This window comes from Methyloversatilis discipulorum, from assembly GCF_018780585.1.
GTDB classification, from domain to species: domain Bacteria; phylum Pseudomonadota; class Gammaproteobacteria; order Burkholderiales; family Rhodocyclaceae; genus Methyloversatilis; species Methyloversatilis discipulorum_B.
In genome coordinates, this window is the sequence record NZ_JADMJL010000041.1 from 36,411 (window position 1) to 57,990 (window position 21,580).

General features: G+C 65.8%; 21 protein-coding genes and 1 tRNA gene. 6 read left to right on the forward strand and 16 right to left on the reverse strand.

The features are described 5' to 3' along the window. The first annotated feature begins 94 nt into the window (after positions 1–94). The gene (locus IV112_RS16990) at positions 95–439 is read left to right on the forward strand and encodes a BON domain-containing protein (RefSeq protein WP_304005454.1); all 345 of its coding nucleotides are present in this window, start codon (positions 95–97) and stop codon (positions 437–439) included. Positions 440–459: 20 nt separating this feature from the next. Here the strand turns inward: IV112_RS16990 and IV112_RS16995 are convergent, their stop codons facing one another. Further along, positions 460–1,230, reverse strand: a complete 771-nt coding sequence (locus tag IV112_RS16995) for an MBL fold metallo-hydrolase (protein WP_304005457.1) — start codon at positions 1,228–1,230, stop codon at positions 460–462. A gap of 161 nt (positions 1,231–1,391) precedes the next feature. Further along, positions 1,392–1,470, reverse strand: a tRNA-Ile gene (locus IV112_RS17000). Positions 1,471–1,546: 76 nt separating this feature from the next. Here IV112_RS17000 and IV112_RS17005 point away from each other — a divergent pair. After that, positions 1,547–2,707 carry an alkaline phosphatase family protein gene (locus tag IV112_RS17005; protein WP_304005461.1) on the forward strand — a complete coding sequence of 387 codons (1,161 nt, stop codon included), beginning with the start codon at positions 1,547–1,549 and terminating at the stop codon, positions 2,705–2,707. 39 nt (positions 2,708–2,746) lie between these two features. Here the strand turns inward: IV112_RS17005 and IV112_RS17010 are convergent, their stop codons facing one another. From IV112_RS17010 to rpsU, 5 genes are all read right to left on the reverse strand, one after another. Beyond that, positions 2,747–3,178, reverse strand: coding sequence for a CBS domain-containing protein (locus IV112_RS17010; protein ID WP_304005464.1), 432 nt, complete (start codon positions 3,176–3,178; stop codon positions 2,747–2,749). Between the two features lie 57 nt (positions 3,179–3,235). Then, positions 3,236–5,257, reverse strand: coding sequence for an RNA polymerase sigma factor RpoD (gene rpoD, locus IV112_RS17015; protein WP_019915415.1), 2,022 nt, complete (start codon positions 5,255–5,257; stop codon positions 3,236–3,238). Positions 5,258–5,438: 181 nt separating this feature from the next. Then, positions 5,439–7,208: a DNA primase gene (gene dnaG, locus IV112_RS17020; RefSeq protein WP_304005468.1), complete on the reverse strand. Its 1,770-nt coding sequence runs from the start codon at positions 7,206–7,208 to the stop codon at positions 5,439–5,441. 11 nt (positions 7,209–7,219) lie between these two features. Beyond that, on the reverse strand, positions 7,220–7,675 hold the full coding sequence (locus tag IV112_RS17025; protein ID WP_304005471.1) for a GatB/YqeY domain-containing protein: 456 nt from the start codon (positions 7,673–7,675) through the stop codon (positions 7,220–7,222). A 113-nt stretch (positions 7,676–7,788) separates the two neighbouring features. Further along, a complete protein-coding gene (rpsU, locus tag IV112_RS17030; RefSeq protein WP_008061479.1) occupies positions 7,789–8,001 on the reverse strand; it encodes a 30S ribosomal protein S21 in 213 nt (70 codons plus the stop codon). A gap of 129 nt (positions 8,002–8,130) precedes the next feature. Here rpsU and tsaD point away from each other — a divergent pair, with 129 nt between their 5' ends. Continuing rightward, a complete protein-coding gene (gene tsaD / locus IV112_RS17035) occupies positions 8,131–9,141 on the forward strand; it encodes a tRNA (adenosine(37)-N6)-threonylcarbamoyltransferase complex transferase subunit TsaD (protein ID WP_304005475.1) in 1,011 nt (336 codons plus the stop codon). Positions 9,142–9,147: 6 nt separating this feature from the next. Here the strand turns inward: tsaD and plsY are convergent, their stop codons facing one another. After that, positions 9,148–9,765: a glycerol-3-phosphate 1-O-acyltransferase PlsY gene (plsY, locus tag IV112_RS17040; RefSeq protein WP_304005478.1), complete on the reverse strand. Its 618-nt coding sequence runs from the start codon at positions 9,763–9,765 to the stop codon at positions 9,148–9,150. Positions 9,766–9,828: 63 nt separating this feature from the next. Between plsY and folB the strand changes: the two genes are divergently transcribed. Beyond that, entirely contained in the window at positions 9,829–10,188 is a 360-nt protein-coding gene (gene folB, locus IV112_RS17045) for a dihydroneopterin aldolase (RefSeq protein WP_019915410.1), read from the forward strand. On the opposite strand, the gene IV112_RS17050 is transcribed toward folB, so the two are convergent. Both IV112_RS17050 and IV112_RS17055 read right to left on the reverse strand, forming a co-directional pair. Further along, on the reverse strand, positions 10,127–10,678 hold the full coding sequence (locus IV112_RS17050; RefSeq protein WP_304005482.1) for a methylated-DNA--[protein]-cysteine S-methyltransferase: 552 nt from the start codon (positions 10,676–10,678) through the stop codon (positions 10,127–10,129). The two genes, folB and IV112_RS17050, sit on opposite strands and share 62 nt — an antisense overlap. Beyond that, on the reverse strand, positions 10,675–11,256 hold the full coding sequence (locus tag IV112_RS17055; protein WP_304005485.1) for a chalcone isomerase family protein: 582 nt from the start codon (positions 11,254–11,256) through the stop codon (positions 10,675–10,677). Before IV112_RS17055 ends, IV112_RS17050 begins: the two co-directional genes overlap by 4 nt. Positions 11,257–11,455: 199 nt before the next feature. Here IV112_RS17055 and IV112_RS17060 point away from each other — a divergent pair, with 199 nt between their 5' ends. Both IV112_RS17060 and IV112_RS17065 read left to right on the forward strand, forming a co-directional pair. Continuing rightward, positions 11,456–12,784 (forward strand): tetratricopeptide repeat protein, encoded by a 1,329-nt coding sequence (locus tag IV112_RS17060; RefSeq protein ID WP_304005487.1) that lies wholly within the window; start codon positions 11,456–11,458, stop codon positions 12,782–12,784. A gap of 9 nt (positions 12,785–12,793) precedes the next feature. Further along, positions 12,794–14,191: a FecR family protein gene (locus IV112_RS17065; RefSeq protein WP_304005489.1), complete on the forward strand. Its 1,398-nt coding sequence runs from the start codon at positions 12,794–12,796 to the stop codon at positions 14,189–14,191. Positions 14,192–14,234: 43 nt separating this feature from the next. On the opposite strand, the gene IV112_RS17070 is transcribed toward IV112_RS17065, so the two are convergent. The 6 genes from IV112_RS17070 to IV112_RS17095 all read right to left on the reverse strand — a co-directional run bounded on the left by IV112_RS17070 (position 14,235) and on the right by IV112_RS17095 (position 21,452). Beyond that, positions 14,235–14,831 carry a MarC family protein gene (locus IV112_RS17070; RefSeq protein WP_304005492.1) on the reverse strand — a complete coding sequence of 199 codons (597 nt, stop codon included), beginning with the start codon at positions 14,829–14,831 and terminating at the stop codon, positions 14,235–14,237. 70 nt (positions 14,832–14,901) lie between these two features. Further along, on the reverse strand, positions 14,902–16,158 hold the full coding sequence (locus IV112_RS17075; RefSeq protein WP_304005495.1) for a glutamate-5-semialdehyde dehydrogenase: 1,257 nt from the start codon (positions 16,156–16,158) through the stop codon (positions 14,902–14,904). A gap of 96 nt (positions 16,159–16,254) precedes the next feature. Further along, on the reverse strand, positions 16,255–17,259 hold the full coding sequence (gene holA / locus IV112_RS17080; RefSeq protein WP_304005497.1) for a DNA polymerase III subunit delta: 1,005 nt from the start codon (positions 17,257–17,259) through the stop codon (positions 16,255–16,257). Positions 17,260–17,264: 5 nt separating this feature from the next. Continuing rightward, positions 17,265–17,801, reverse strand: a complete 537-nt coding sequence (locus IV112_RS17085) for an LPS-assembly lipoprotein LptE (protein WP_304005498.1) — start codon at positions 17,799–17,801, stop codon at positions 17,265–17,267. Next, positions 17,795–20,428: a leucine--tRNA ligase gene (leuS, locus tag IV112_RS17090; protein ID WP_304005500.1), complete on the reverse strand. Its 2,634-nt coding sequence runs from the start codon at positions 20,426–20,428 to the stop codon at positions 17,795–17,797. The genes IV112_RS17085 and leuS overlap by 7 nt, the downstream gene beginning before the upstream one ends. Positions 20,429–20,522: 94 nt before the next feature. Next, positions 20,523–21,452 carry a mechanosensitive ion channel family protein gene (locus tag IV112_RS17095; protein ID WP_304005502.1) on the reverse strand — a complete coding sequence of 310 codons (930 nt, stop codon included), beginning with the start codon at positions 21,450–21,452 and terminating at the stop codon, positions 20,523–20,525. Positions 21,453–21,580: the final 128 nt, after the last annotated feature.

Consider the following 21,580-nt stretch of genomic DNA (forward strand, 5'->3'; position numbering starts at 1 on the left):
AATTCAAAAGCAGGCGAGGTGTGGCATGGCGTGTGCTGATGCGGGCACTCCCATCGGCCGGAGTACGCCGCTAAAACAGATACGGAGGCAGACCATGATCACCCGCCAGTCCATTGCGACCCTACTCACCACGACCGCAATCGCCTACTCGATCTGCTCGCCCGCGCAGGTGGCCAGTCTGGTCGCCGCCACGCAGGCGACGCTGCGCGATCCGGTCACCGACGATCGCGACCGCGGCCTGCAGGAGGCGATCAAGGGCGCACTCGGCGGCGACGAGGCCTTGCGCGGCTGCTATGTCGCGGTGAGCGCCCGTGACGGGCGCGTGACCTTGAGCGGGGTCGTGCGCGACGCGTCGCAACTGGCGCGCGCGCTGCAGACGGCGATGGCGGTACCCGGCGTGCGCGCTGTCGACAACGCGCTGGAAGTGGCCGGACGCTGAGTGCGCTCCGACGCGCCGGTTCAGGGCGCCTTGTAGTGCGCCTGCGTCATCAGGTCGACGCCGCAGGGCAGGTTCTCTATCCAGTCGACGAAGCGCTTCACCATCGCCTTGCCCTCGAAGCGGGCGCCGTGCTGCGGCACGATCATGTCGATGTCGAGTCCGCGCACCATGCTGGCCCAGTAGCGGCAGATCTTGTTCGACACCATGTAGCGGCGGTGGAAGCCGAACATGTGCGGAACGTGCGCGTCGAAATCGCCGACCGGTGGCAGCGCTTCGCTGTGGCCGATCATCGAGGCGCCCATGTCGCCGGAGAAGAGGATTTTCGACACCGGGTCGTAGAACTGGAAATTGCCTTCCGAGTGCATGAAGTGCGCCGGCAGTGCCAGCATTTCCATGGCGCCGAGCGGAATCCGCATGCCTTCATCCGGGATCGGAATGATGCGTGCCGTGTAGTCGCGACCTGTCGTGAAATGGGGCAGAAAGCGCGCCCACAGCTTCGAAATCATCACCTTGCACGAGGTGCTGACCATCCATTTGTTCATCGACGCAATGATGTCGGGGTCGGCGTGCGAGGCGAGGATGAGATCGAGATCCTTGGACGGGAAATAGCGCTGCATCGCCATCATCAGCCCGGTGTAGGTCATGTTGCCGCCGGGGTCGATCAGCGCGCCGTGTTCGCCGTCCACCACCAGGAACTGGTTGCACTGCACCGCATGGTCGGCGCCTTCGTCGACCAGATCGTAGAAGGCCAGGCAGACGTGCTTGCCGTTGTTGAACAGTTCGACTGCCATTGCCCATCACCCCTTGCCGAAATGCCGACTGATTACCAAGGCGACAGTGTGCCGCAAATCGGCGGGGTTTTAGGCGCCGGCAGCGGGGGGCTTGATGACGATCAATGGGCGGGCGCCCGGAGCGAGCGGCCCCAGCCGTGTGCGGGCTGGGGCGGGCGATCTGGTGGGCCCCCTGGGAGTCGAACCCAGCACCAACGGATTATGAGTCCGCTGCTCTAACCAAGCATGAGCTAGAGGCCCGGAAGGGAGCGGTACTATAGCAAAGGGGCGCCGTATCGGGGCCTGCGGAGCGGGTTTCGGAGGAGGGTGCCGGACGATGTGGCCGGATTTCGAAGGTGGGTCGATCGCCGACCTGATGCAGGATGTGGTGCGCGCATGCCGCGGTGAGCGTACCGGCGCGGGGTTGCGCGATGTGGACGCGTCAGCCTGGCGTGCCGCGCGCAGCGTCGTGTTGCTGGTGCTCGACGGCGTCGGCATGAAGCAGCTCGAACTGCTGCCCGAGGACAGCTTCCTGCGCCGGCACTGCATGGCGACGCTGACTTCCGTGTTCCCGTCGACCACCGCGGCGGCCATCACCACTTTCATGACAGCCCGGTCGCCAGCGGTGCATGGGCTGACCGGCTGGCACCTGCGCTGTACCGAACCGGGCCTGGATGGCCGAGTGCTCGCCATCCTGCCGGTCACACCACGTGGCGACGGCGATCTGCCCTGTTCGCAGGAGGAGGTGCTGGCGCGCGTGTGCCGGGCGCCGTCCGTGTTCGCGTCGCTGCCGGGTGCGTCGCAGGTGATTTCGCCCGCCGACATTGCGCATTCACCGTTCAATACGCTGCACAGTGCTGGCGCCGAGGTTCTCGCCTATGCTGGACTCGAGGGCATGCTCGCCGCATTGACGGGCGCGCTGCGCGCACCGTCGCCGCCTGGCTACATCTACGCTTACTGGCCGGACTTCGACCATTGTGCCCATGTGCGTGGCTGCGCTTCCGACAGTGCGCGCGAGCTGCTGCGCGTGGCCGACGCTGCGCTGGCCGACTGGGCAGCAGGCATGGCAGGGTGCGACGTGCAGTTGCTGGTGACCGCGGATCACGGCTTCATCGATGCGCCCACGGAGCATCTGATCGAACTCGAGCAGCTGCCGTCGCTGGCCGACTGTCTCGCCGGCCCGCTGTCGGGCGAGCGGCGCGCCGTGTTCTGTCACCTCAAACCCGGGCGGGCGCGCGATTTCGAACGCGCGCTGCAGGCTCTGGACAGCGCCTGCATCCCGTGGCGATCGAGCGATCTCTTTGCGGCCGGGCGTTTCGGGCCGGGCGTACCTCATCCACGCCTGCTTGAGCGCATCGGTGACTACACGCTGGAAATGAGAGCGGACTGGACCTTGCGCGACACCGTACCGGGGGAACGTCTGCACCGGCTGATCGGCGTGCATGGAGGCACAAGCGAAGCGGAAATGACGGTGCCGCTGGTGGGGAAGGTGCTCTGAAAGACGTACGGGAGCGCGTTCGCGCTCCCGCCGTGAAGATCAGCTCGCGATATAGCTTTCGAGCTGCTTGATCAGGAACTGCTGGTACTCGATCGTTTCCTTGACCATGTCACCGATGGAAATGACGCCGACCAGCGAACCTGCGGTGTCCAGCACCGGCAGGTGACGGATGCGCTTGTCGCTCATCAGTTGCATCGCCTGATCGACCGTCATGTCCGGCGTCACGTGGATGAGCTTGCTGGTCATGATGTCGCGCACCGGCGTGGTGGCGGAATCCTTGCCCTGCAGCACCACCTTGCGCGCATAGTCGCGCTCGGAAAAGATGCCGGCCAGTGCGCCGTTGTCGGTCACCAGCACGGCACCGATGCCGCGGTTGGCCATCACGCGCAGCGCGCTGATGACCGTGTTGTCCGCTTCGACGGTCGCGATCGGACCCTGCTTGCCTTCAATCACCTGAGCGATGGTCTTCACGGTAGGCCTCCCTGTTGTTTTCCGTGACGATGGGGTCGCTCAAGTTTCACACGAAAATCAGGTTTCCGTGTCGAGGAAGCTGCGCAGTTTTTCGCTGCGCGACGGGTGACGCAGCTTGCGCAGCGCCTTCGCTTCGATCTGGCGGATGCGCTCGCGGGTCACGTCGAACTGCTTGCCGACCTCTTCCAGCGTGTGGTCGGTGTTCATTTCGATGCCGAAGCGCATGCGCAGCACCTTGGCTTCCCTCGGCGTCAGGCTGTCCAGCACTTCCTTCGTGATGTCGCGCAGGCTGGCGAACAGTGCGGCGTCGGTCGGCGCCAGCGTCGCGGTGTCCTCGATGAAGTCGCCCAGATGAGAATCGTCGTCGTCGCCGATCGGCGTTTCCATCGAGATCGGCTCCTTGCTGATCTTCAGGATCTTGCGGATCTTCTCTTCCGGCATTTCCATGCGGATGGCCAGCGTCGCCGGATCCGGCTCGGCACCGGTTTCCTGCAGGATCTGGCGCGAGATGCGGTTCATCTTGTTGATCGTTTCGATCATGTGCACCGGGATACGGATGGTGCGCGCCTGATCGGCGATCGAACGCGTGATGGCCTGACGGATCCACCAGGTCGCGTAGGTCGAGAATTTGTAGCCGCGACGGTATTCGAACTTGTCCACCGCCTTCATCAGACCGATATTGCCTTCCTGGATCAGGTCGAGGAACTGCAGGCCGCGGTTGGTGTACTTCTTCGCGATCGAGATCACCAGACGCAGGTTGGCTTCGGTCATCTCGCGCTTGGCACGGCGCATCTTGGCTTCGCCGGTGGACATCTGCTTGTTGATGTCCTTCAGTTCCTTCAGCGGCAGGCCGATGCGGTCCTGGATGTCGATCAGCTTGCCCTGTTCCTCGATGATGGCCGGGGCGGCACGCAGCAGCTGCGCGCCATTCGACTTGGCGGCGGTGATTTCGCCCTTCAGCCAGTCGATATTGACCTCGTTGCCCGGGAACACCTTGATGAAGTGGGCGCGCGGCATATTGCCCTTGTCCACGCACAGTTCAAGTATCTTGCGCTCGTGCTTGCGCGCCGATTCGACCATGTTGCGCACCGAGTCGCACAGCTTCTCGATCATGCGCGCGGTGAAGCGGATGTTCATCAGCTCGTCCGACAGCTGCTTCTGCAGCTTCAGATAGGTCTTGTCCTGCGAGCCCTTCTTGTCCAGCGTGGACTGCATCTTCGTGTACAGCGCGCGGATGCTTTCGAAGCGCTCCAGCGCATCGGCCTTGAGCTGGATCAGCGATGCGCTCATCGCGCCGCCTTCGCCGTCCTCGTCCTCTTCGTCGCTGTCCTCGTCCTCTTCGTCGGACGCTTCGGCGCTGGCGGCCGCTTCTTCCTCTTCCTCGACCGCGTTCGGGTCGATCAGGCCGTCGATCAGTTCGTCGATGCGCATCTCTTCGCGCGCGACGCGATCGGCCATGTCGAGGATTTCGGCAATGGTCGTCGGGCAGGCGGAAATCGCCTGGATCATGTGGCGCAGGCCGTCCTCGATGCGCTTGGCGATCTCGATCTCGCCCTCGCGCGTCAGCAGTTCGACCGTACCCATTTCACGCATGTACATGCGCACCGGATCGGTCGTGCGACCGAATTCCGATTCGACCGTCGACAGCGCCTGTTCGGCTTCCTCTTCGACTTCCGACGCGTCGACCACGGCCGGCGCGTTCTCGCCCATGAGCAGGTCTTCCGAAGCGGGCGCTTCGTCGAAGACACGGATGCCCATGTCGTTAAAGGTCGAAATGATGGATTCGATCTGCTCGGCGTCGACGATGTCGTCCGGCAGGTGATCGTTGATTTCGGCGTAGGTGAGGTAACCGCGTTCCTTGCCCAGCGCAATCAGCGTCTTCAGACGCAGGCGACGCTGATCGGCGTCCATCGGCAGGGCGTTCGCTTCGGCGGAACCCGCCTTCGCTTTCAGATCCTTGGCTTTGGCGTCTTTGGCGGCCTTTGCACCGCGGGCGGTGACGGGCTTTGCGGCTGCAACAGGCTTTTCTGCGACTTCAGCCTGCTTGCGTGTATCCTTCGACTTGTCCTTGGCGACCATGTATATCCTCAGATCTGCGTGTAACCAGCGGCGAACCCGGCAAGGCAAAACCCTCACCGGATTGCCGTCCGCCTGCGCACAGGACCCCGTCGTACCGGGCCGGCAATGAGCCCGACCTATGTAAGCGGTCGACAGGGAAAACCCGTCATTATACCCGTTTTAGGGGTTGGCTTCTCGTCTTTCAAGTCCGCGCCTTCTCTCTGAGCAGACGGCCGAGTTCGGCCTGTTGCTCTGCAGTCAGTGGCGCCTGACGACCGAGCATCGTCAGATGATTGATTGCGCGGGAAATTCCCGTCTTCCTCAGATGCTGCAGCGTGTCGTCGAACATGTGCGGCAGCGCGCCCTCGTCAGCCGGGTCGTCGATCGCCGCGGCGACCGCGTCCTCGATCAACGGTCCGTGCGGACCATCCCTGAAGTACTCGACCAGCGCGGCCGTGTTGCCGGCATCGATGTCGCCATGTTCGATGCAGTCGGCGATCGCCTGCACGGCCCGCAGCCAGGGGTCGTCGTCGATGTCTTCCAGATGTCCGACCTTGCTGCCGAGCGCGGGGCGCTGCATCAGCATGCACAGCAGCTTGCGTGCCGGCGTCGTCGGCGCGACACGCGGTGCCGCTGGCGCCGGTGGCGCGTTGTAGCGGCCAGTGCGGCGCGGCATGCGCAGGCCGCAGGCTTCGGCCAGCTCCTGCGCCGACAGCCCGACCGCCGGTGCCAGCAGGTGCAGCAACTGCGTGCGCAGCGCGCCGGCCGGGATCTGCGTCACCAGCGGCTTCGCCTCGTTGATGAACTGGGCGCGACCTTCGGCGCTGCGCGTGTCGCAGCGCGCCTGAAGTTCGTGCAGCAGGTATTCGCTGAGCGGTTGCGCCGACAGCGCGAGCTGACGGAAGCGGTCTGCACCCTGTTCGCGGACGAAGCTGTCCGGGTCGTGCTCGGTCGGCAGGAAGAGGAAGGATGCGCTTCGCCCGTCGCTCAGTTCCGACAGCGCCGATTCGAGGCCGCGCCACGCGGCCTTGCGACCGGCGCGGTCGCCGTCGAAGCAGAATACGATGCGGTCGGTCTGACGGAACAGCTTGTGGATGTGGTCAGGGGTGGTCGCCGTCCCCAGTGTGGCGACCGCGTTGCCGACGCCGAACTGGGCCAGCGCCACCACGTCCATATAGCCCTCGACCACCAGCACGAAGCCGTCGTCGCGGATCGCCGCGCGCGCCTGCGTCAGGCCGTACAGTTCGCGGCCCTTCGAGAACAATGGTGTTTCCGGGGAATTCAGGTACTTCGGCTCGCCGCGGTCGAGCACGCGGCCGCCGAAACCGATCACATTGTTCCGCGCGTCGAGGATGGGAAACATCACGCGGTCGCGGAAGCGGTCGTAGCGTCGGCCCTTGCTCTGGCCTTCCGAGGGCTCGGCGTCGATCACCAGACCGCATTCGGCCAGCGCTGCAGCTTCGTAATCGTCGAAGGCTTCGCGCAGGCCCTGCCAGTCGTCCGGTGCGTAGCCGATGCCGAAGCGGGCGGCGATCTCGCCCGACAGCCCGCGGCCCTTCAGGTATTCGATCGCGCGCGGGCTCTTTTTTAACTGCTGCTTGTAATGCTGTGCGGCGCGCGCCATCACCTCGGTCAGTGACGCCGCCTGCTGGCGGCGCTGTGCCATTTCCGGCGTGAAGTCTTCGCGCGGCACGGTCATGCCGGCGTTGCGCGCCAGTTCCTCGATGGCGTCGGGATAGCTCAGCCCGGAATATTCCATCAGGAAGCCGATGGCGCTGCCGTGCGCGCCGCAGCCGAAGCAGTGATAGAACTGCTTGGCAGGGCTGACCGTGAAGGAGGGGGTCTTCTCGCTGTGGAAGGGGCAGCAGGCCTGATAGTTGGCGCCGGCCTTCTTCAGCGGGACGTAGCGCTCGACCACGTCGACGATGTCGACGCGGTTGAGCAGTTCCTGGATGAAGGACTGCGGGATCATCCCGCCGTCGCTCAGCCGGCGTTGCCGCTCAGCGCGGCCTTCACCAGCGCGGACGCCTGCGCCATGTCGGTGCGACCGGCCAGCTTCGCCTTCAGCGGGGCCATCACCTTGCCCATGTCGGCCGGACCGGCGGCGCCCACCGCCGCGATCACCTCGGCGATGACGGCACGTACTTCGTCCGCGCTCATCTGCTGCGGCATGTAGGCGGTCAGCACCTCGAGTTCGAACTTCTCGGCGTCTGCCAGATCCTGACGGCCGGCGCTTTCGTACTGACTGATCGAATCGCGGCGCTGCTTCATCATCTTGTCGATCACGGCGGTGACCTGGGCGTCGTCTAGCGTGATGCGCTCGTCCACTTCCTTCTGCTTGATCGCAGCCAGCAGCAGGCGGATGGTGCCCAGACGCGCGCTGTCCTTGGCGCGCATCGCGGTCTTCATGTCTTCGCTGATCTGTTCCTTCAGGCTCATGGTGTCACTCGCGGCGGCGGTTGAAGGGAAGCAACAAACACAAAAAGCCGAATGCGTCACTGCGCATCCGGCTTTTTGGGTTCAAGCCCTGCAGCCTTGCAGGGCCCGGCGAATCAGTACAGCTTCGGCGGCAGGGTCTGGCTGCGCAGCCGCTTGTGGTGACGCTTCACGGCGGCAGCCAGCTTGCGCTTGCGCTCGGCCGTCGGCTTTTCGTAGAACTCGCGCGAACGCAGTTCGGTCAGCGTGCCAGCCTTTTCGATGGTGCGCTTGAAGCGGCGGATCGCAACTTCAAACGGCTCGTTTTCCTTGACGCGAATACCCGGCATACAAACAGCCCTCAATGGCGCGTCCGCTGCTCGATGTGAGCGGACGCATAACGGAAAGCCGGCGAGTATATCTCGGTGCCGGCGATGTGCCAAGTCCGATTTGCGGGGCGCGCAAGTACAATGCGTCGCATGTGGATACTTGGCATCGAATCGTCGTGTGACGAAACAGGGCTGGCGTTGTACCACGACCAGCGGGGTCTGGTCGCGCACGCCGTGCACTCGCAGATCGATCTGCATCAAGCGTATGGCGGCGTGGTGCCGGAGCTGGCGTCGCGCGATCACGTGCGGCGCATCGTTCCGCTGTATCGCCAGGTGCTGGCCGAAGCCGGCATTGCCGCCGGCGATATCGACGCCATCGCCTACACGGCGGGGCCGGGGTTGGCCGGCGCGCTGCTGGTCGGTGCGGCGTTCGCCGAATCGCTTGCATTCTCGCTCGGCAGGCCGGCCATCCCCATTCATCACCTGGAAGGGCATCTGCTGTCGCCGCTGCTGTCGGCCGACCCACCGACCTATCCCTTCGTCGCCTTGCTGGTGTCCGGCGGCCACACGCAGCTGATGCGGGTGTCGGCGGTCGGCGATTACGAAATGCTCGGCGAGACGCTGGACGACGCGGCCGGCGAAGCCTTCGACAAGACGGCCAAGCTGCTCGGCCTGCCCTATCCGGGCGGACCGCACCTGGCGGCGCTGGCGCAGCAGGGTACGCCGGGGCGTCTGAAGCTGCCGCGGCCCATGCTCGGCAGCGGCGATCTCGATTTCAGCTTCTCCGGGCTGAAGACGGCCGTACTGAACGCGGTGAACAAGGGCCTCGACGAGGCCGCACGCGCCGATCTGGCGGCCGAGTTCCAGGAAGCGGTGGTCGATGTGCTGGTCGCCAAGTCGCTGGCTGCGCTGCGGCAGACCCGGCTGAATCAGCTGGTGGTGGCAGGCGGAGTCGGTGCCAACCGGCGTCTGCGCGCGCGGCTCGACGTCGAACTGGCGCAGCGCAAGGGGCGCGTGTTCTATCCGGAACTGGCACTGTGCACCGACAACGGCGCGATGATCGCCTTCGCCGGCGCGCAGCGGCTGGCAGCGGGCGTGGCAGCGTCGTCGTCGCAACACGCCATCGCGGTACGGCCGCGCTGGCCGCTCGATACGCTCTGAGCGGAGTCAGCCCGCGTTCTGGGCCTTCTTGCCGCCGATGCGGCTTTCGGTGCCATTCATCAGCCGGCGGATGTTGTCCGCGTGGCGCCAGATCAGCAGCCCGGACATCGCGGCAAGCGCGCCGCACACGACTGCAGATTGCGTATACAGCAGGCCGCTGATCGGCGCACTGCACGCGGCAACCAGCGCGGCCAGTGACGAATAACGAGTGAGCAGCGCGACCGCCAGCCAGATGCCCAGCGCGATCAGTCCCACCGTCGGTTCGGCGGCCAGCATCACGCCGGCTGCGGTCGCCACGCCCTTGCCGCCGCGAAAACCCAGCGTGACCGGGAAGACATGGCCGACGAAGGCCGCGACGCCTGCCAGCAGCGCGGCGTTGTCGCCCATGCCCAGAGCGCGCACCAGCCATACCGCGACGCAGCCCTTCAGCGCGTCGCCGATCAGCGTCAGCAGCGCGGCCTTCTTGTTGCCGGAGCGCAGCACGTTGGTTGCGCCCGGGTTGCCTGAACCGTAGGTGCGCGGATCGGCGAGGCCGAACAGCCTGCTGCTGACGACGGCGAAGGGGATGCAGCCGAGTGCGTAACCGAGGGCGATCGCGATGGCGATGCTGAAAGCTGAATTCACGATGGGCGACGGGTCGGACGTAGAATCCGGCAATTCTAGTTCGACACGGGCAACTGGGCAGACATGGACTGTATTTTCATCGAAGGCATGAAGGTGACCGCATCGGTCGGCATCTACGCGCGCGAGCGTGCGCACACGCAGCAGCTGGAGATAAGCATGACCTTCGGCGTGCCCGACGCCGCGGCTCAGAACGACGACATCAACGACACGATCGACTACGCCGAAGTGGTCAATCGCATCCGCGCCGAACTGGCGCAGCGCCATTTCAATCTGCTCGAAACGCTGGGCGAGTTCGTCATCAACATGATGCTGAACGACTTCCGCGCGTCATGGGTCCGGATTTCGATCGCCAAGACCGGCATCATGAAGGACGTGCGTCAGGTCGGCGTGACGATAGAGAGGGGGCGTTCGCCGACAGCCTGAATTCGCGCGTCGCGGCCTCGTGCGCCAGCAGCCAGCGCTTGATGCCGGGCAGAAAGCCCTGCGTTGCGTGCGCGAAGCCGCCCAGTGCGCCACCCGCCCCGACGATGCGATGGCAGGGAATCACCACCGGTAGTGGGTTGGCGCCGCAGGCCGCGCCGACGGCACGCGGCGCGGAGCCGATGCGACGCGCTACTTCGCCATAGGTCAGCGTGTCGCCGACCGCTATCTGCTGCATCACCGCCCACACCGCGTTCTGGTGTGCGCTGCCGCCGGGAGCCAGCGGCAGATCGAAGCGGTGCCGGGCATCGCGCAGGTAGGCGTCGATCTGGCGTGTGGCTTCGGCCGCCAGTAGCGTGCGCGCCGCTTGCGGCGACCGCGGCGGCAGGAACTCGATCAGCGTGAGCGCATCGTCCGCGGTGCGGATGCCCAGTGCGAAGCCGGGCGCCACGATCACAGCGTCCCAGTCGGGCGCGCCGGAGTCCTTCATCATTGCGCTTGCCTGCCCCCGAGCAACTGCTGCTTCAGGTCGTCCTGGGTCGGCTTTGGGCCGATCCAGATGGCGAGCAGTGCGCGGTAGAAATCGTCGCCCTCGACCGTCTTGCTCACCTCCTTGCCGTCGATCACGGCGCGGGTGCCGCGACCGGGCAGCCATTCGAGGCCGATTCGGCTGCCCTTCTTCACCTCCTGCACCGCCATCAGATCGTCGACGAAAGCGCGGATGCGCGGCTGCATCGCCTCGAATTCCGCCGGCGGCAAGTTCTTCTTCATGCCTTTGACCAGCGGTTCGGTGAACTGCGTTGCGGAAAAGCTCATCAGCGGCACGATCTCGATACGCTTCGGGCCTGCCGCGGCCATTGCCGCGTCCAGGCTGTCGGCCGGCGCGCCGAGGTAGAGGGCGACGGTGTAGGCCTTGATGATGAAGCGCGTGCGCACGCCAGCGCCGTTCAGCTGAAGCGTCGAATCGGACAGGCGTGTCGTCGGATCGAAACGCGTGCCTTCGACTTCGATGGCCGTGACGACCGAAGACAGCATCAACATCGACACGAAACACAATGCGCGCAGATTCATGGGGACTCCGTCGGGTTCGGGTCTCGAATTATCCGGCGGACGGGCACTGATCGTGCTCGCAAGATGTGAGAAATGACGGCCTGCTTCAGGAATCAACCTTAATAAGGTTGTGCAAGCTATTGTTTTTCAATCAATGAAATGCAATCATCCGGCCATTGAGGTCAGTCAGTTGTCGGTCACGCGACAACGAGGAGGGCGCATGCGCGCACAAAAAAGAACACATCCGCTGCTGTTTGCACTGCTGCTGGGCACATCGGTCGCCACGCATGCTCAATCGTTGACCGAACAGGCGGCCGCGCACATCGAAGCCGGTCGCCATGCTGCGGCCTACCAGCTACTGTCGCCGCAGGAGTCGGAGCGGGCCGGGGATCCGCAGTTCGATCTATTGCTGGGCATTTCGGCGCTGGAAACCGGGCGGCATACGCTGGCCGTGTTCGCGCTCGAACGCGTGCTCGCCGTGCAGCCGGACAATGCGCGTGCCCGCGCCGAAATCGGCCGTGCCTATCTGGCGCTCGGCGAATCGGTCGGCGCCCGGCGTGAGCTGGAGACGGTGCGCAATCAGAACGTACCGCCGGAGGTGGCCCGTGCCATCGATCGACTGCTGTCGGCCATCGACCGCGCGCCGGACGCAGGCAAGCCGTCTTTCGCCGGTTTCGTCGAAGCGGCGGTCGGACGTGACACCAACGTGAACAGCGCCACCTCGCAGAACGCGGTCGCGGTACCCGGCCTCGGCGCCTTCCTGCTCGACCCCGCCAGCCAGAGTCGCGACGCATGGTTCAGTGCGCTGTCCGGCGGTATCACTGCGCGCGTGCCGCTGAACCGCGAATGGGCCTTCCTCGCCGGCGCCACCGGCGCGGCGCGCTTCAATGGCGGCGAGTCGCGCTTCGACACGACCGCACTGGACGGCAATGCCGGCGTGTCGTGGTCGCGCGGCGCGAACCGGATCACCGCAGCGCTGCAGCTGGGCATGTTCGAGGTCGATGACGACAAGTTGCGCGACTACACCGGTGGCTCGCTGCAATGGCAGCACACGCACGACGCGCGCAACCAGACCACCGTGTTCGCCCAGCAGAGCCGGCTGCGTTACGAAGGCACGAACGACGTGCGCGACGTCAATCGCAACATCTATGGCGTCGGCCACGCGCTGGTGCTGCCGAACGACCGCACCATGCTGTTCGGCAGTTTCTACCTCGGCGCCGAAACCGGCCGCAACGATCTGCCCTCGGGCGTGAACATCGCTGCCAACGACGTGATCGGCTTCCGCGTCGGCGCCCAGCACACGCTGGACGAGCGCTGGATGCTGTTCGGCGCGCTGGCGCACGAGGCGCGCGAGTACAAGAATGTCGACCCGATCTTCGCCCGCGTGCGCGACGACAATCTGACTTCGCTGTCGCTGGGCGCGAGCTATGCCTTCGCCAAGCAGTGGCTGCTCACGCCGTCGGTGTCACTGGTGCGCAATGACTCCAGCATCAATCTCAACGAATACCGTCGCGGCGTCGCCCAGTTCGCCGTGCGTCGTACGTTCTAGGAGAGCGCCATGGCGAAACCCTTCACTCCCGCACGCCTGACGCTCGCAATCGCACTGGCGTTTCCGCTGCATGCGCTGGCCGATAACGCGGCGCGTGTCGAATTCACGTCGGGTGACGTGCGCGCACTGGCGGCTGACGGCAGCAGCCGCGTGCTGGCGCGCGGCGCTCAGGTGGGCAGCGGCGACACCGTCGACACCGGCAGCGGACGCGCCCAGATGCGCTTCACCGATGGCTCGCTGGTGTCGCTTCAGCCGCAGACCCAGTTCCGCATCGACCAGTACGCGTTCGCTGGCAAGCCGACCGAGGACCGTGGCTTCTTCAGCCTGATCAAGGGCGGCCTGCGCACCATCACCGGTCTGGTCGGCAAGGGCAACCGCAGCAATTACAAGCTCACCACTTCAGTTGCAACCATCGGCATCCGCGGCACCGAGTTTTCCGTCGTCTACGGCAACAGCATCAACGTGACGACCGGCGATGGCGCGGTCGATGTCTGCAATGGAGGCGGCTGCCTTACGGTGTCCGACGGGCAGAGCGCCTATGTCGCCGACCAGAGCACGCCGCCGGTCATCACCGAAGTGAAGACTGATCTGCCGCCCCCGCCGCCGTCGAACAGCGGCAACCTGACGCCGCCGCAGGGCGACGACACCTTCCTGGTGTCGGAGAATCGCAGTGAGGGCGGTGGGTTGGATGTGCTGGACGGCTATGCGGGCGGCAGTCTGCAGTCCGGTGACGGTTATTACGTTTATGGCCAGTACGTCGATCAGTACGGCGGCTATGGCGGCTTGGTGATGCTGGATTCGGCGACCGCGTCCTTCGAGGGCAGCACGTTGGTCTCGGCGTCGAATTCGAACGGTGACATCCAGGCGTCTTCGGTTGCCGAAGCACATCAGGACGGCATCATCGGCTGGGGGCGCTGGACCAGCGGCTCGTGTTCTGGCGAATTCGACTGCGCTGGCGACACGCTGCTCGACGTGCATTACATCGCTGGCAAGCCGACGCCGGATCTGGCCGCGCTGGGCGGTGCCAGCGGCACCTATGCGCTGAGCGGCTACACCACGCCGACCACGTCCGGCGGTGCGAGTGGCGGCTCGGTGAGCGGGTCCATGACCGCCGATTTCTCGGCCTACACGCTCAGCGTCGGCATGAACGTGACCGTCAGCGCCACCACCTTCGGGCTGACCGGGTCCGGCAGCATCAACAGCGGCACCGCGGCGTTCTCGGGTTCGTTCTCGAACTGCAGCGGATGTTCGTTCAGCCCGCCGAGCGGCAGTTTCCATGGCTTCTTCGCCGGCGCAGGGGCCGAGCGCGCGGGCATGGTCTACACCTTCGACAGCGGCATTGGCGGCATCAACAAGGTCAGCGGCGCGGCGGTGTTCACGCAGACTTCGCTCGGTCTGGGCAACTGACGGGCGCGTCATCCGGCCGCTCCGGCGTCCGGACGCGCGCCGCTCAGAGTGATCCGGCGAAGCTGCGGATACCGGTCAGCAGCATTTCGACGGCGACCGCGCACAGCAGCAGACCCATCAGTCGCTCAAGCGCGGAGGTTCCGCGCTCACCCAGCCGGCGGATCAGCGGCCCTGCCGCCAGCAGTACGCAGGCGGTGACCGCCATGGCAGCGCTCATCGCGCCGGTCCAGGTCCAGAAGCGGTCCGGCTCGCGCGACACCAGCAGCATCACCATGGCCATCGCAGACGGCCCGGCGATCAGCGGAATCGCCAGTGGCACGACGAAGGGCTCGCCGCCGGCCCACTCGCCGAACACGCCGGCCGGCTGCGGAAAGATCATGCGCAGTGCGATCAGGAACAGCAGTACGCCGCCGGCAATGCCGAGCGAGGTCTGCGACAGCTGCAGGATCCTCATCACCGATTCGCCGGCCCACATGAAGGCTAGCAGCGCCAGCCAGGCGAAGAAGCACTCCCTCAGCACGACACGCTGACGCCGCGCCTTCGGTACGTCCTTCAGCAGCACGGTCATGACCGGTGCGTTGCCGAACGGATCGAACAGCAGCAGGAGCAGGATGCTGGCGGAGAGGAAGCTGTCGGACAATGCTTAGGGGCTAGGGGCTAGGGGCTAGGGGCTAGGGGTGACGGGACGGCGTGCCGTCCCGTCAGCGTGTTCAGCTACGCACGTGGCCGTCGCCGAGCACCACCCACTTCTGACTGGTCAGCCCATCCAGACCGACCGGGCCGCGGGCGTGGATCTTGTCCGTCGAGATGCCGATCTCCGCACCCAGCCCGTACTCGAAGCCGTCGGCGAAGCGGGTCGAGGCATTGATCATGACCGACGCCGAATCGACCTCGCGGATGAAGCGCATCGCCCGCGTGTGGTTCTCGGTCACGATGGCGTCCGTGTGCTGCGAACTCCAGCGGTTGATGTGGTCGATCGCGTCGTCCAGCGAATCGACGATGCGCACCGCGAGGATGGGGGCGAGGTATTCGGTCGCCCAGTCCTCGTCGGTCGCCGCCTTCATCGCCGGCACCAGCGCGCGCGCGCGCTCGCAGCCGCGCAGTTCGACGCCCTTGCCGAGGTAGATGTCGGCCAGTCGGCCAAGCACGCGCGGTGCCGCAGCGACATGCACCAGCAGCGTTTCCATCGTGTTGCAGGTGCCGTAGCGATGGGTCTTTGCGTTGTCGGCGATGCGCACCGCCTTGTCGTCGTCGGCGAATTCGTCGATATAGACGTGACAGTTGCCGTCCAGGTGCTTGATCACCGGCACCTTGGCTTCACGCGAAATGCGTTCGATCAGGCCCTTGCCGCCGCGCGGCACGATCACGTCGACGAACTGCGGCATCGTGATCAGCGCGCCGACCGCGGCGCGGTCGGTGGTGTCCACCACCTGTACCGCAGTGTCCGGCAGACCCGCGGCAACCAGCCCTTCGCGCACGCAGGCGGCGACTGCCTGATTGCAGCGCGCGGCTTCGGAGCCGCCGCGCAGGATGGCGGCGTTGCCGCTCTTCAGGCACAGGGCCGCTGCGTCGGCCGTCACGTTCGGCCGCGCTTCGTAGATGATGCCGATCACGCCCAGCGGTACCCGCATCTTGCCCACCGTGATGCCGGTGGGGCGGCGCTTGAAGTCGGTCATTTCGCCGACCGGGTCGGGCAGCGCGGCGACCTGTTCCAGGCCTTGCGCCATCGCCTCGACGCCCTTGGCGGTCAGCGTGAGCCGGTCGATCATCGCCGCGTCCAGGCCATTGGCGCGTGCCGCGTCGACGTCGGCCGCGTTGGCTTCGAGCAGCTGCGGTGCACGCTCGCGTAGCAGGGCGGCGATGCGGATCAGCGCGTCGTTCTTGGCGGCGGTGGATGCCTGCGACACGATGCGCGAGGCGGCGCGGGCCTGGCGGCCCAGCGTGTTCATGTAGTCCTGGATGTCCATCTTGATTCCCGAAATGCTCAGACCGCGCACCTTATGAAAACGGCGGCCAAACACGGATGAAAGCAGAAAGCGCGGCGACTTGCCAGTCGGCCACGCTCAGCGTGCGCACAGTCGCAGCGCGATCTGCAGGAACTCGTCCCACACGTCGCCACGCGCCACGCCCTTGATCATGCGGTCCAGTCGCGCGGCCTGCATCAGTGCAGTGCGGGTGGCGGCCGAGGACAGCCGCTGCAGCGCACGCTTGTACGGTGACTGGCGGGCGCCGAAGATGCGGGCGGCAGCCAGTGCGTCGTCGGCGCTGCGCCCGGCAGCCATTTCGGCTCGCGCGGTCGCCAGCACGCGCAGTTCAGCGACGATGATCCACAGCACCAGCGGAGCGGCCACGCCCTCGGCGCGCAGGCCGTCGAGCAGGCGGCTGGCGCGCGCGGCATCGCCAGCGAGCAGCGCCTGACGCAGGTCGTCGACGTCGTAGCGGGCGACGTCCATCACCGCGTTGCGCACCTGTTCGACAGAAAGTTCACCGGGCGGATGCAGCAGCGCGAGCTTCATCACTTCCTGGTTTGCCGCCAGCAGATTGCCTTCGACATGGCCGGCCATGAATTCCAGCGCTTCCGGTGTCGCGCTCTGCTGCTGGCGGGCGAGCCGGCCGGCCAGCCAGGCGGGCAGGCGCGCAAGACCGGGCGCGTTCAGTTCCAGTTCCATGCCGGATTCGATCAGCGCGGCGAACCAGCTGCTCTTCTTCGCCTTCCAGTCCATCAGTGGCAGCGTCACCAGCGTGATCGTGCCTGCCGGCGGATTCGCGGCGTAGCGGGCCAGTGCATCACTGCCTTCGCGACCCGGCTTGCCGGTCGGAATGCGCAGGTCGATCAGCTTGTCGCCGCCGAACAGCGACATATTGCCGGCCGCCTCGGCCAGCGCCGACCATTTGAAGTACTGCGTCACCACCAGCACTTCGCGCTCGCTGAAACCCCGCGTACGCGCGGCGGCGCGGATGGCGTCCGCCGCTTCGATCACGAGCAGCGGCTCGTCGCCGTGCAGCACATAGAGCGGCGCGAGCGTGCCCTTCAGGTGGGCGTCGAGCTGTTCGGCGCGCAGCTGCATCGCGCTCAGGCAGGTTTGCGCTTGATCGCCTGCAGGCGGCGCAGCAACTGCTGGATCACGTCCGACTGCATTTCGGCCAGCAGGAGCTGTTCCTCTTCCTGCTTGGCCAGCGTGTCGCTGTCATTGAACGTGAGGTCGCGACGCATCTCGATGGTCGCCACCGGCGCGATCTCTTCATTGGTCGGCGTGCGTACGCGAAACGAGAAACGCTGGCGCAGCTGATACTCACGGACGCGGCCTGCCGAGTTCAAGCTGAGAATGACCTTTTCGGTCCTGTTCTCGGTGATGTCGAGCACGGCATCGGCCGCCTTGATGTCATCCGCGACCTTGGACGTGGTCTGCGCTTCGATGGCGCGCCTGAGTTGGGCTGTCAGCTCCGAGTAACGGTTGGAGTTGATGTACAGCGTCTGGAAAGGCAGATCACGTACACCGCGCAGGTGGAAACCGCAGGCCGCCAGCGGAAGCGCGGCGGCGGCGGCCAGCAGCAGGCTGCGGCGGGACGGGTTGGCGGGGGCGCTCACGGGCATCTCCTGCTTCAGCACACGATATTGACCAGACGGCCGGGCACGACGACCACCTTCTTCGCCGGCTTGCCTTCCATGAATTTCTGCGCCGACTCGTTGGCCAGCGCCGCCGCCTCGATGGCGTCCTTGGCCGCATCGGCGGCGACGCGCAGGCTGCCCCTCAGCTTGCCATTGACCTGCAGCATCAGTTCCACCTCGTCCTGCACCAGCGCCGAGTCGGCCGGCTCCGGCCATTCGGCGCTCAGGATGTCGTCGCCGAAGCCGCAGTCGCGCCACAGCACGTGCGTGATGTGCGGGCAGATCGGCGACAGCACGCGCAGCAGCATGGATAGGCCTTCGCCGATCACCTCGGCCGCTTCGACGCCGTCGCGCGGTGCCTTTTCCAGCGCGTTGAGCATCTTCATGCAGCCGGAGGCGACCGTGTTGAACTGCTGCTTGCCCAGGTCGTAGCTCGCCTGCTTCAGCACCAGATGCAGTTCGCGCCGCAGGTCGGCCAGCGCGGCCGGCAGCTTGGCCTTGCCCAGCGTCGACGCGGCCGGTACACGCGCGCGCAGTTCGGCGGTGTAGTCCTGGGCGAAATTCCATACGCGCTTCAGGAAGCGGTGCGCGCCTTCGACGCCAGCGTCGTTCCATTCCAGCGTCTGTTCCGGCGGGCTGGCGAACATCATGAAGAAGCGCGCGGTGTCGGCGCCGTACTGGTCGATCAGCGCCTGCGGGTCCACGCCGTTGTTCTTCGACTTCGACATCGTGGTCAGTTCGTGCTCGAGCACGGTGCCGTCGGCCTTCAGCCGGCCGCCGGTGATCTGCCCCTTGGCGTCGCGCTGGACCTCGACCTCGCTTTCCCAGTAGTAGTTCTTGCCGCCGCCTTCAGGTTTGTGCAGCCAGGCGTGGTTCAGCACCATGCCCTGGGTGAGCAGACGGGCGAACGGTTCCTTCACCGACATCAGGCCCATGTCGCGCATCACCTTGGACCAGAAGCGCGAGTACAAGAGGTGCAGGATGGCGTGCTCGATGCCGCCGATGTACTGGTCCACCTGCATCCAGTAGTTGGCGCGCTCATCGACCATGGCCGCGTCGTTGCCGACCGAGCAGTAGCGGGCGTAGTACCAGCTCGAATCGACAAAAGTGTCCATCGTGTCGGTTTCGCGCTTGGCGGCGGCGCCGCACTTCGGGCAGGCGACGTTGATGAAGTCGTCGCGCTTGAGCAGCGGGTTGCCCGAGCCATCCGGAATGCAGTCCTCCGGCAGCACCACCGGCAGCTGGTCGTCCGGCACCGGCACGTCGCCGCAGTGATCGCAGTGGATGATGGGAATCGGGCAGCCCCAGTAGCGCTGGCGCGACACGCCCCAGTCGCGCAGGCGCCACTGCACCTTCTTCTCGCCACCCTTGCCGGCGAGGTCTGCCGCCACTGCATCGACCGCCGCGGCATAACCCAGGCCGTCGTAGCGGCCGCTGTTTACGCAGACCCCGTCCTTCGATCCGTACCACTCGGCCCACGCGTCAGTCGAGAACGCGTTGTTGCCGACCGCGATTACCTGCCGGATCGGCAGTTCGTATTTCTTCGCGAAGCCGAAGTCGCGCTCGTCGTGCGCCGGCACCGCCATCACCGCGCCGTCGCCGTAGCTCATCAGCACGTAGTTGCCGACCCACAGCGGCACCGATTCGCCGGTCAGCGGGTGCACGACGGAGAGGCCGGTCGGCAGACCTTCCTTTGCCATGGTCGCCATGTCGGCTTCCATCACCGAGCCGTGCTTGCATTTCTCGATGAAGGCGGCCAGTTCCGGGTTGTTGCGGGCGGCGTGGGTGGCCAGCGGATGTTCGGCGGCGACCGCGCAGAAGGTGACACCCATGATGGTGTCGGCGCGGGTGGTGAACACCCACAGCCGGCCGTCGTCGATCAGCGCGCCGGTGTCATCGCGGACGTCGTGGCTGAAGGCGAAGCGCACGCCGGTGCTCTTGCCTATCCAGTTGGCCTGCATGGTCTTTACTCGCTCGGGCCAGCCGTCCAGCGTGTCCAGGTCGTCCAGCAGTTCGTCGGCGTACTGCGTGATGCCGAGGTAGTAGCCGGGAATCTCGCGTTTCTCGACCAGCGCGCCGGTGCGCCAGCCGCGACCGTCGATCACCTGTTCGTTGGCGAGCACGGTCTGGTCGACCGGGTCCCAGTTCACGACCTGCGTCTTCTTGTAGGCGATGCCCTTTTCCAGCATGCGCAGGAACAGCCACTGGTTCCACCTGTAGTACGACGGCTGGCAGGTCGCCAGTTCGCGGCTCCAGTCGATGGCAAAGCCCAGCGCCTTGAGCTGCTGGCGCATGTAGTCGATGTTGTCGTAGGTCCATTTCGCCGGCGGCACCGCGTTCTTGATCGCCGCGTTCTCGGCCGGCAGGCCGAAGGCGTCCCAGCCCATGGGCTGCAGCACGTTGTAGCCGCGCATCCGGTGGAAGCGGGTCAGCACGTCGCCGATGGTGTAGTTGCGCACATGGCCCATGTGCAGCTTGCCCGAAGGGTAGGGGAACATCGACAGGCAGTAGTACTTGGGCTTCGAGGCGTCCTCGATGGCCTTGAAGGTCTGGCTGTCGTCCCAGTAGCGGCGCGCGGCGGCTTCGACCTCGGACGGGGTGTAGGCGGGGGTCTGTTTTTCTGACATGAGGCGGGATGCGGCGGAAATGAACGCTAACCCGCAATTATAGGCCCGGCGGCCCGCCGCCCGCCGGAAAACACGGCGCCGTTACCGGGCAGGCTCAGGCCGGAGCCGTCCGGCGTGTTGCCGGGCTGCTGCGCGACACTTCGCGCAGCATGGTTTCGGCGTCGTCGGCGAAGCGCAGCGTGAGATGCGGCAGCGGCAAGGTCTGGCCGCGCTCGTCGTACGCTTCCTTCACCCGCCGCAGGAATTCGCGCCGCACCTCCCATTGCGCCATCGCCGCGACACGGATGCGTGCCCGCACGATGAGCGCAGATTCCTGCCACTGGTCCACGCCCGCCATCTCGAGGTCGCCGAGGATGCGGGCGCCGAAGTACTCGTCCTCGCGCATCGCCTTGGCGACGTCGAACATGATGGCGTAGATGTCGGCCACCCGGTCAGTCGGCGCCATCCGCACATCGATCACCGCATGGGCGAATTCACGCGAGCGGCTGGTGACCGTCGTGATCTCGCCGTTCGGGACGAAGTGCACATTGCCCTCGTAGTCGCGCAGCCGCACATAGCGCAGCGTCACTTCCTCGACCACGCCGCCGTGGCCGGCGATGTCCACGATGTCGCCGACGCGGATCTGGTTTTCCAGCAGCACGAACAGCCCCGAGAACAGATCCTTCACCAGCGACTGGGCACCGAAGCCGATGGCGATGCCGGCCACGCCAGCAGTGGCCAGCAGCGGGGCGACCGAAATGCCCAGCGCACTCAGCGCGATGCCGCCGGCCAGCACGAGGATGACCACCGATGCCGCGTAGCGCGCGACCCGAACCAGGGTGTCGATGCGCTTGATGTCTTCCGCACAGTCGGTGCGCCGGCGCAGTGTTTCGTGGATCAGCCGTATCGAGCGCCGGGCGAGGTGCTGCAGCATCCAGGCGAGCAGCAGGATCAGGAACAGCTTCACCGCGAGGTCAAGCACCTGAGGCAGGCGGTCGCCCGCCCATGCGTACAGCCAGGCGGCAGTCTGTGTCCAGTCGTTCATTGTCGTGGTCTCTCCCTGTTTGCGTTGTCCGGGTTAGACGCGACCGCCCTGCCCGGGGCCGGTTCCTCGCTGTAGGAGGAGGACTACACGTCCGCGGGGCGCGACCGTCGGCAGGCAGCCCGGTAGAA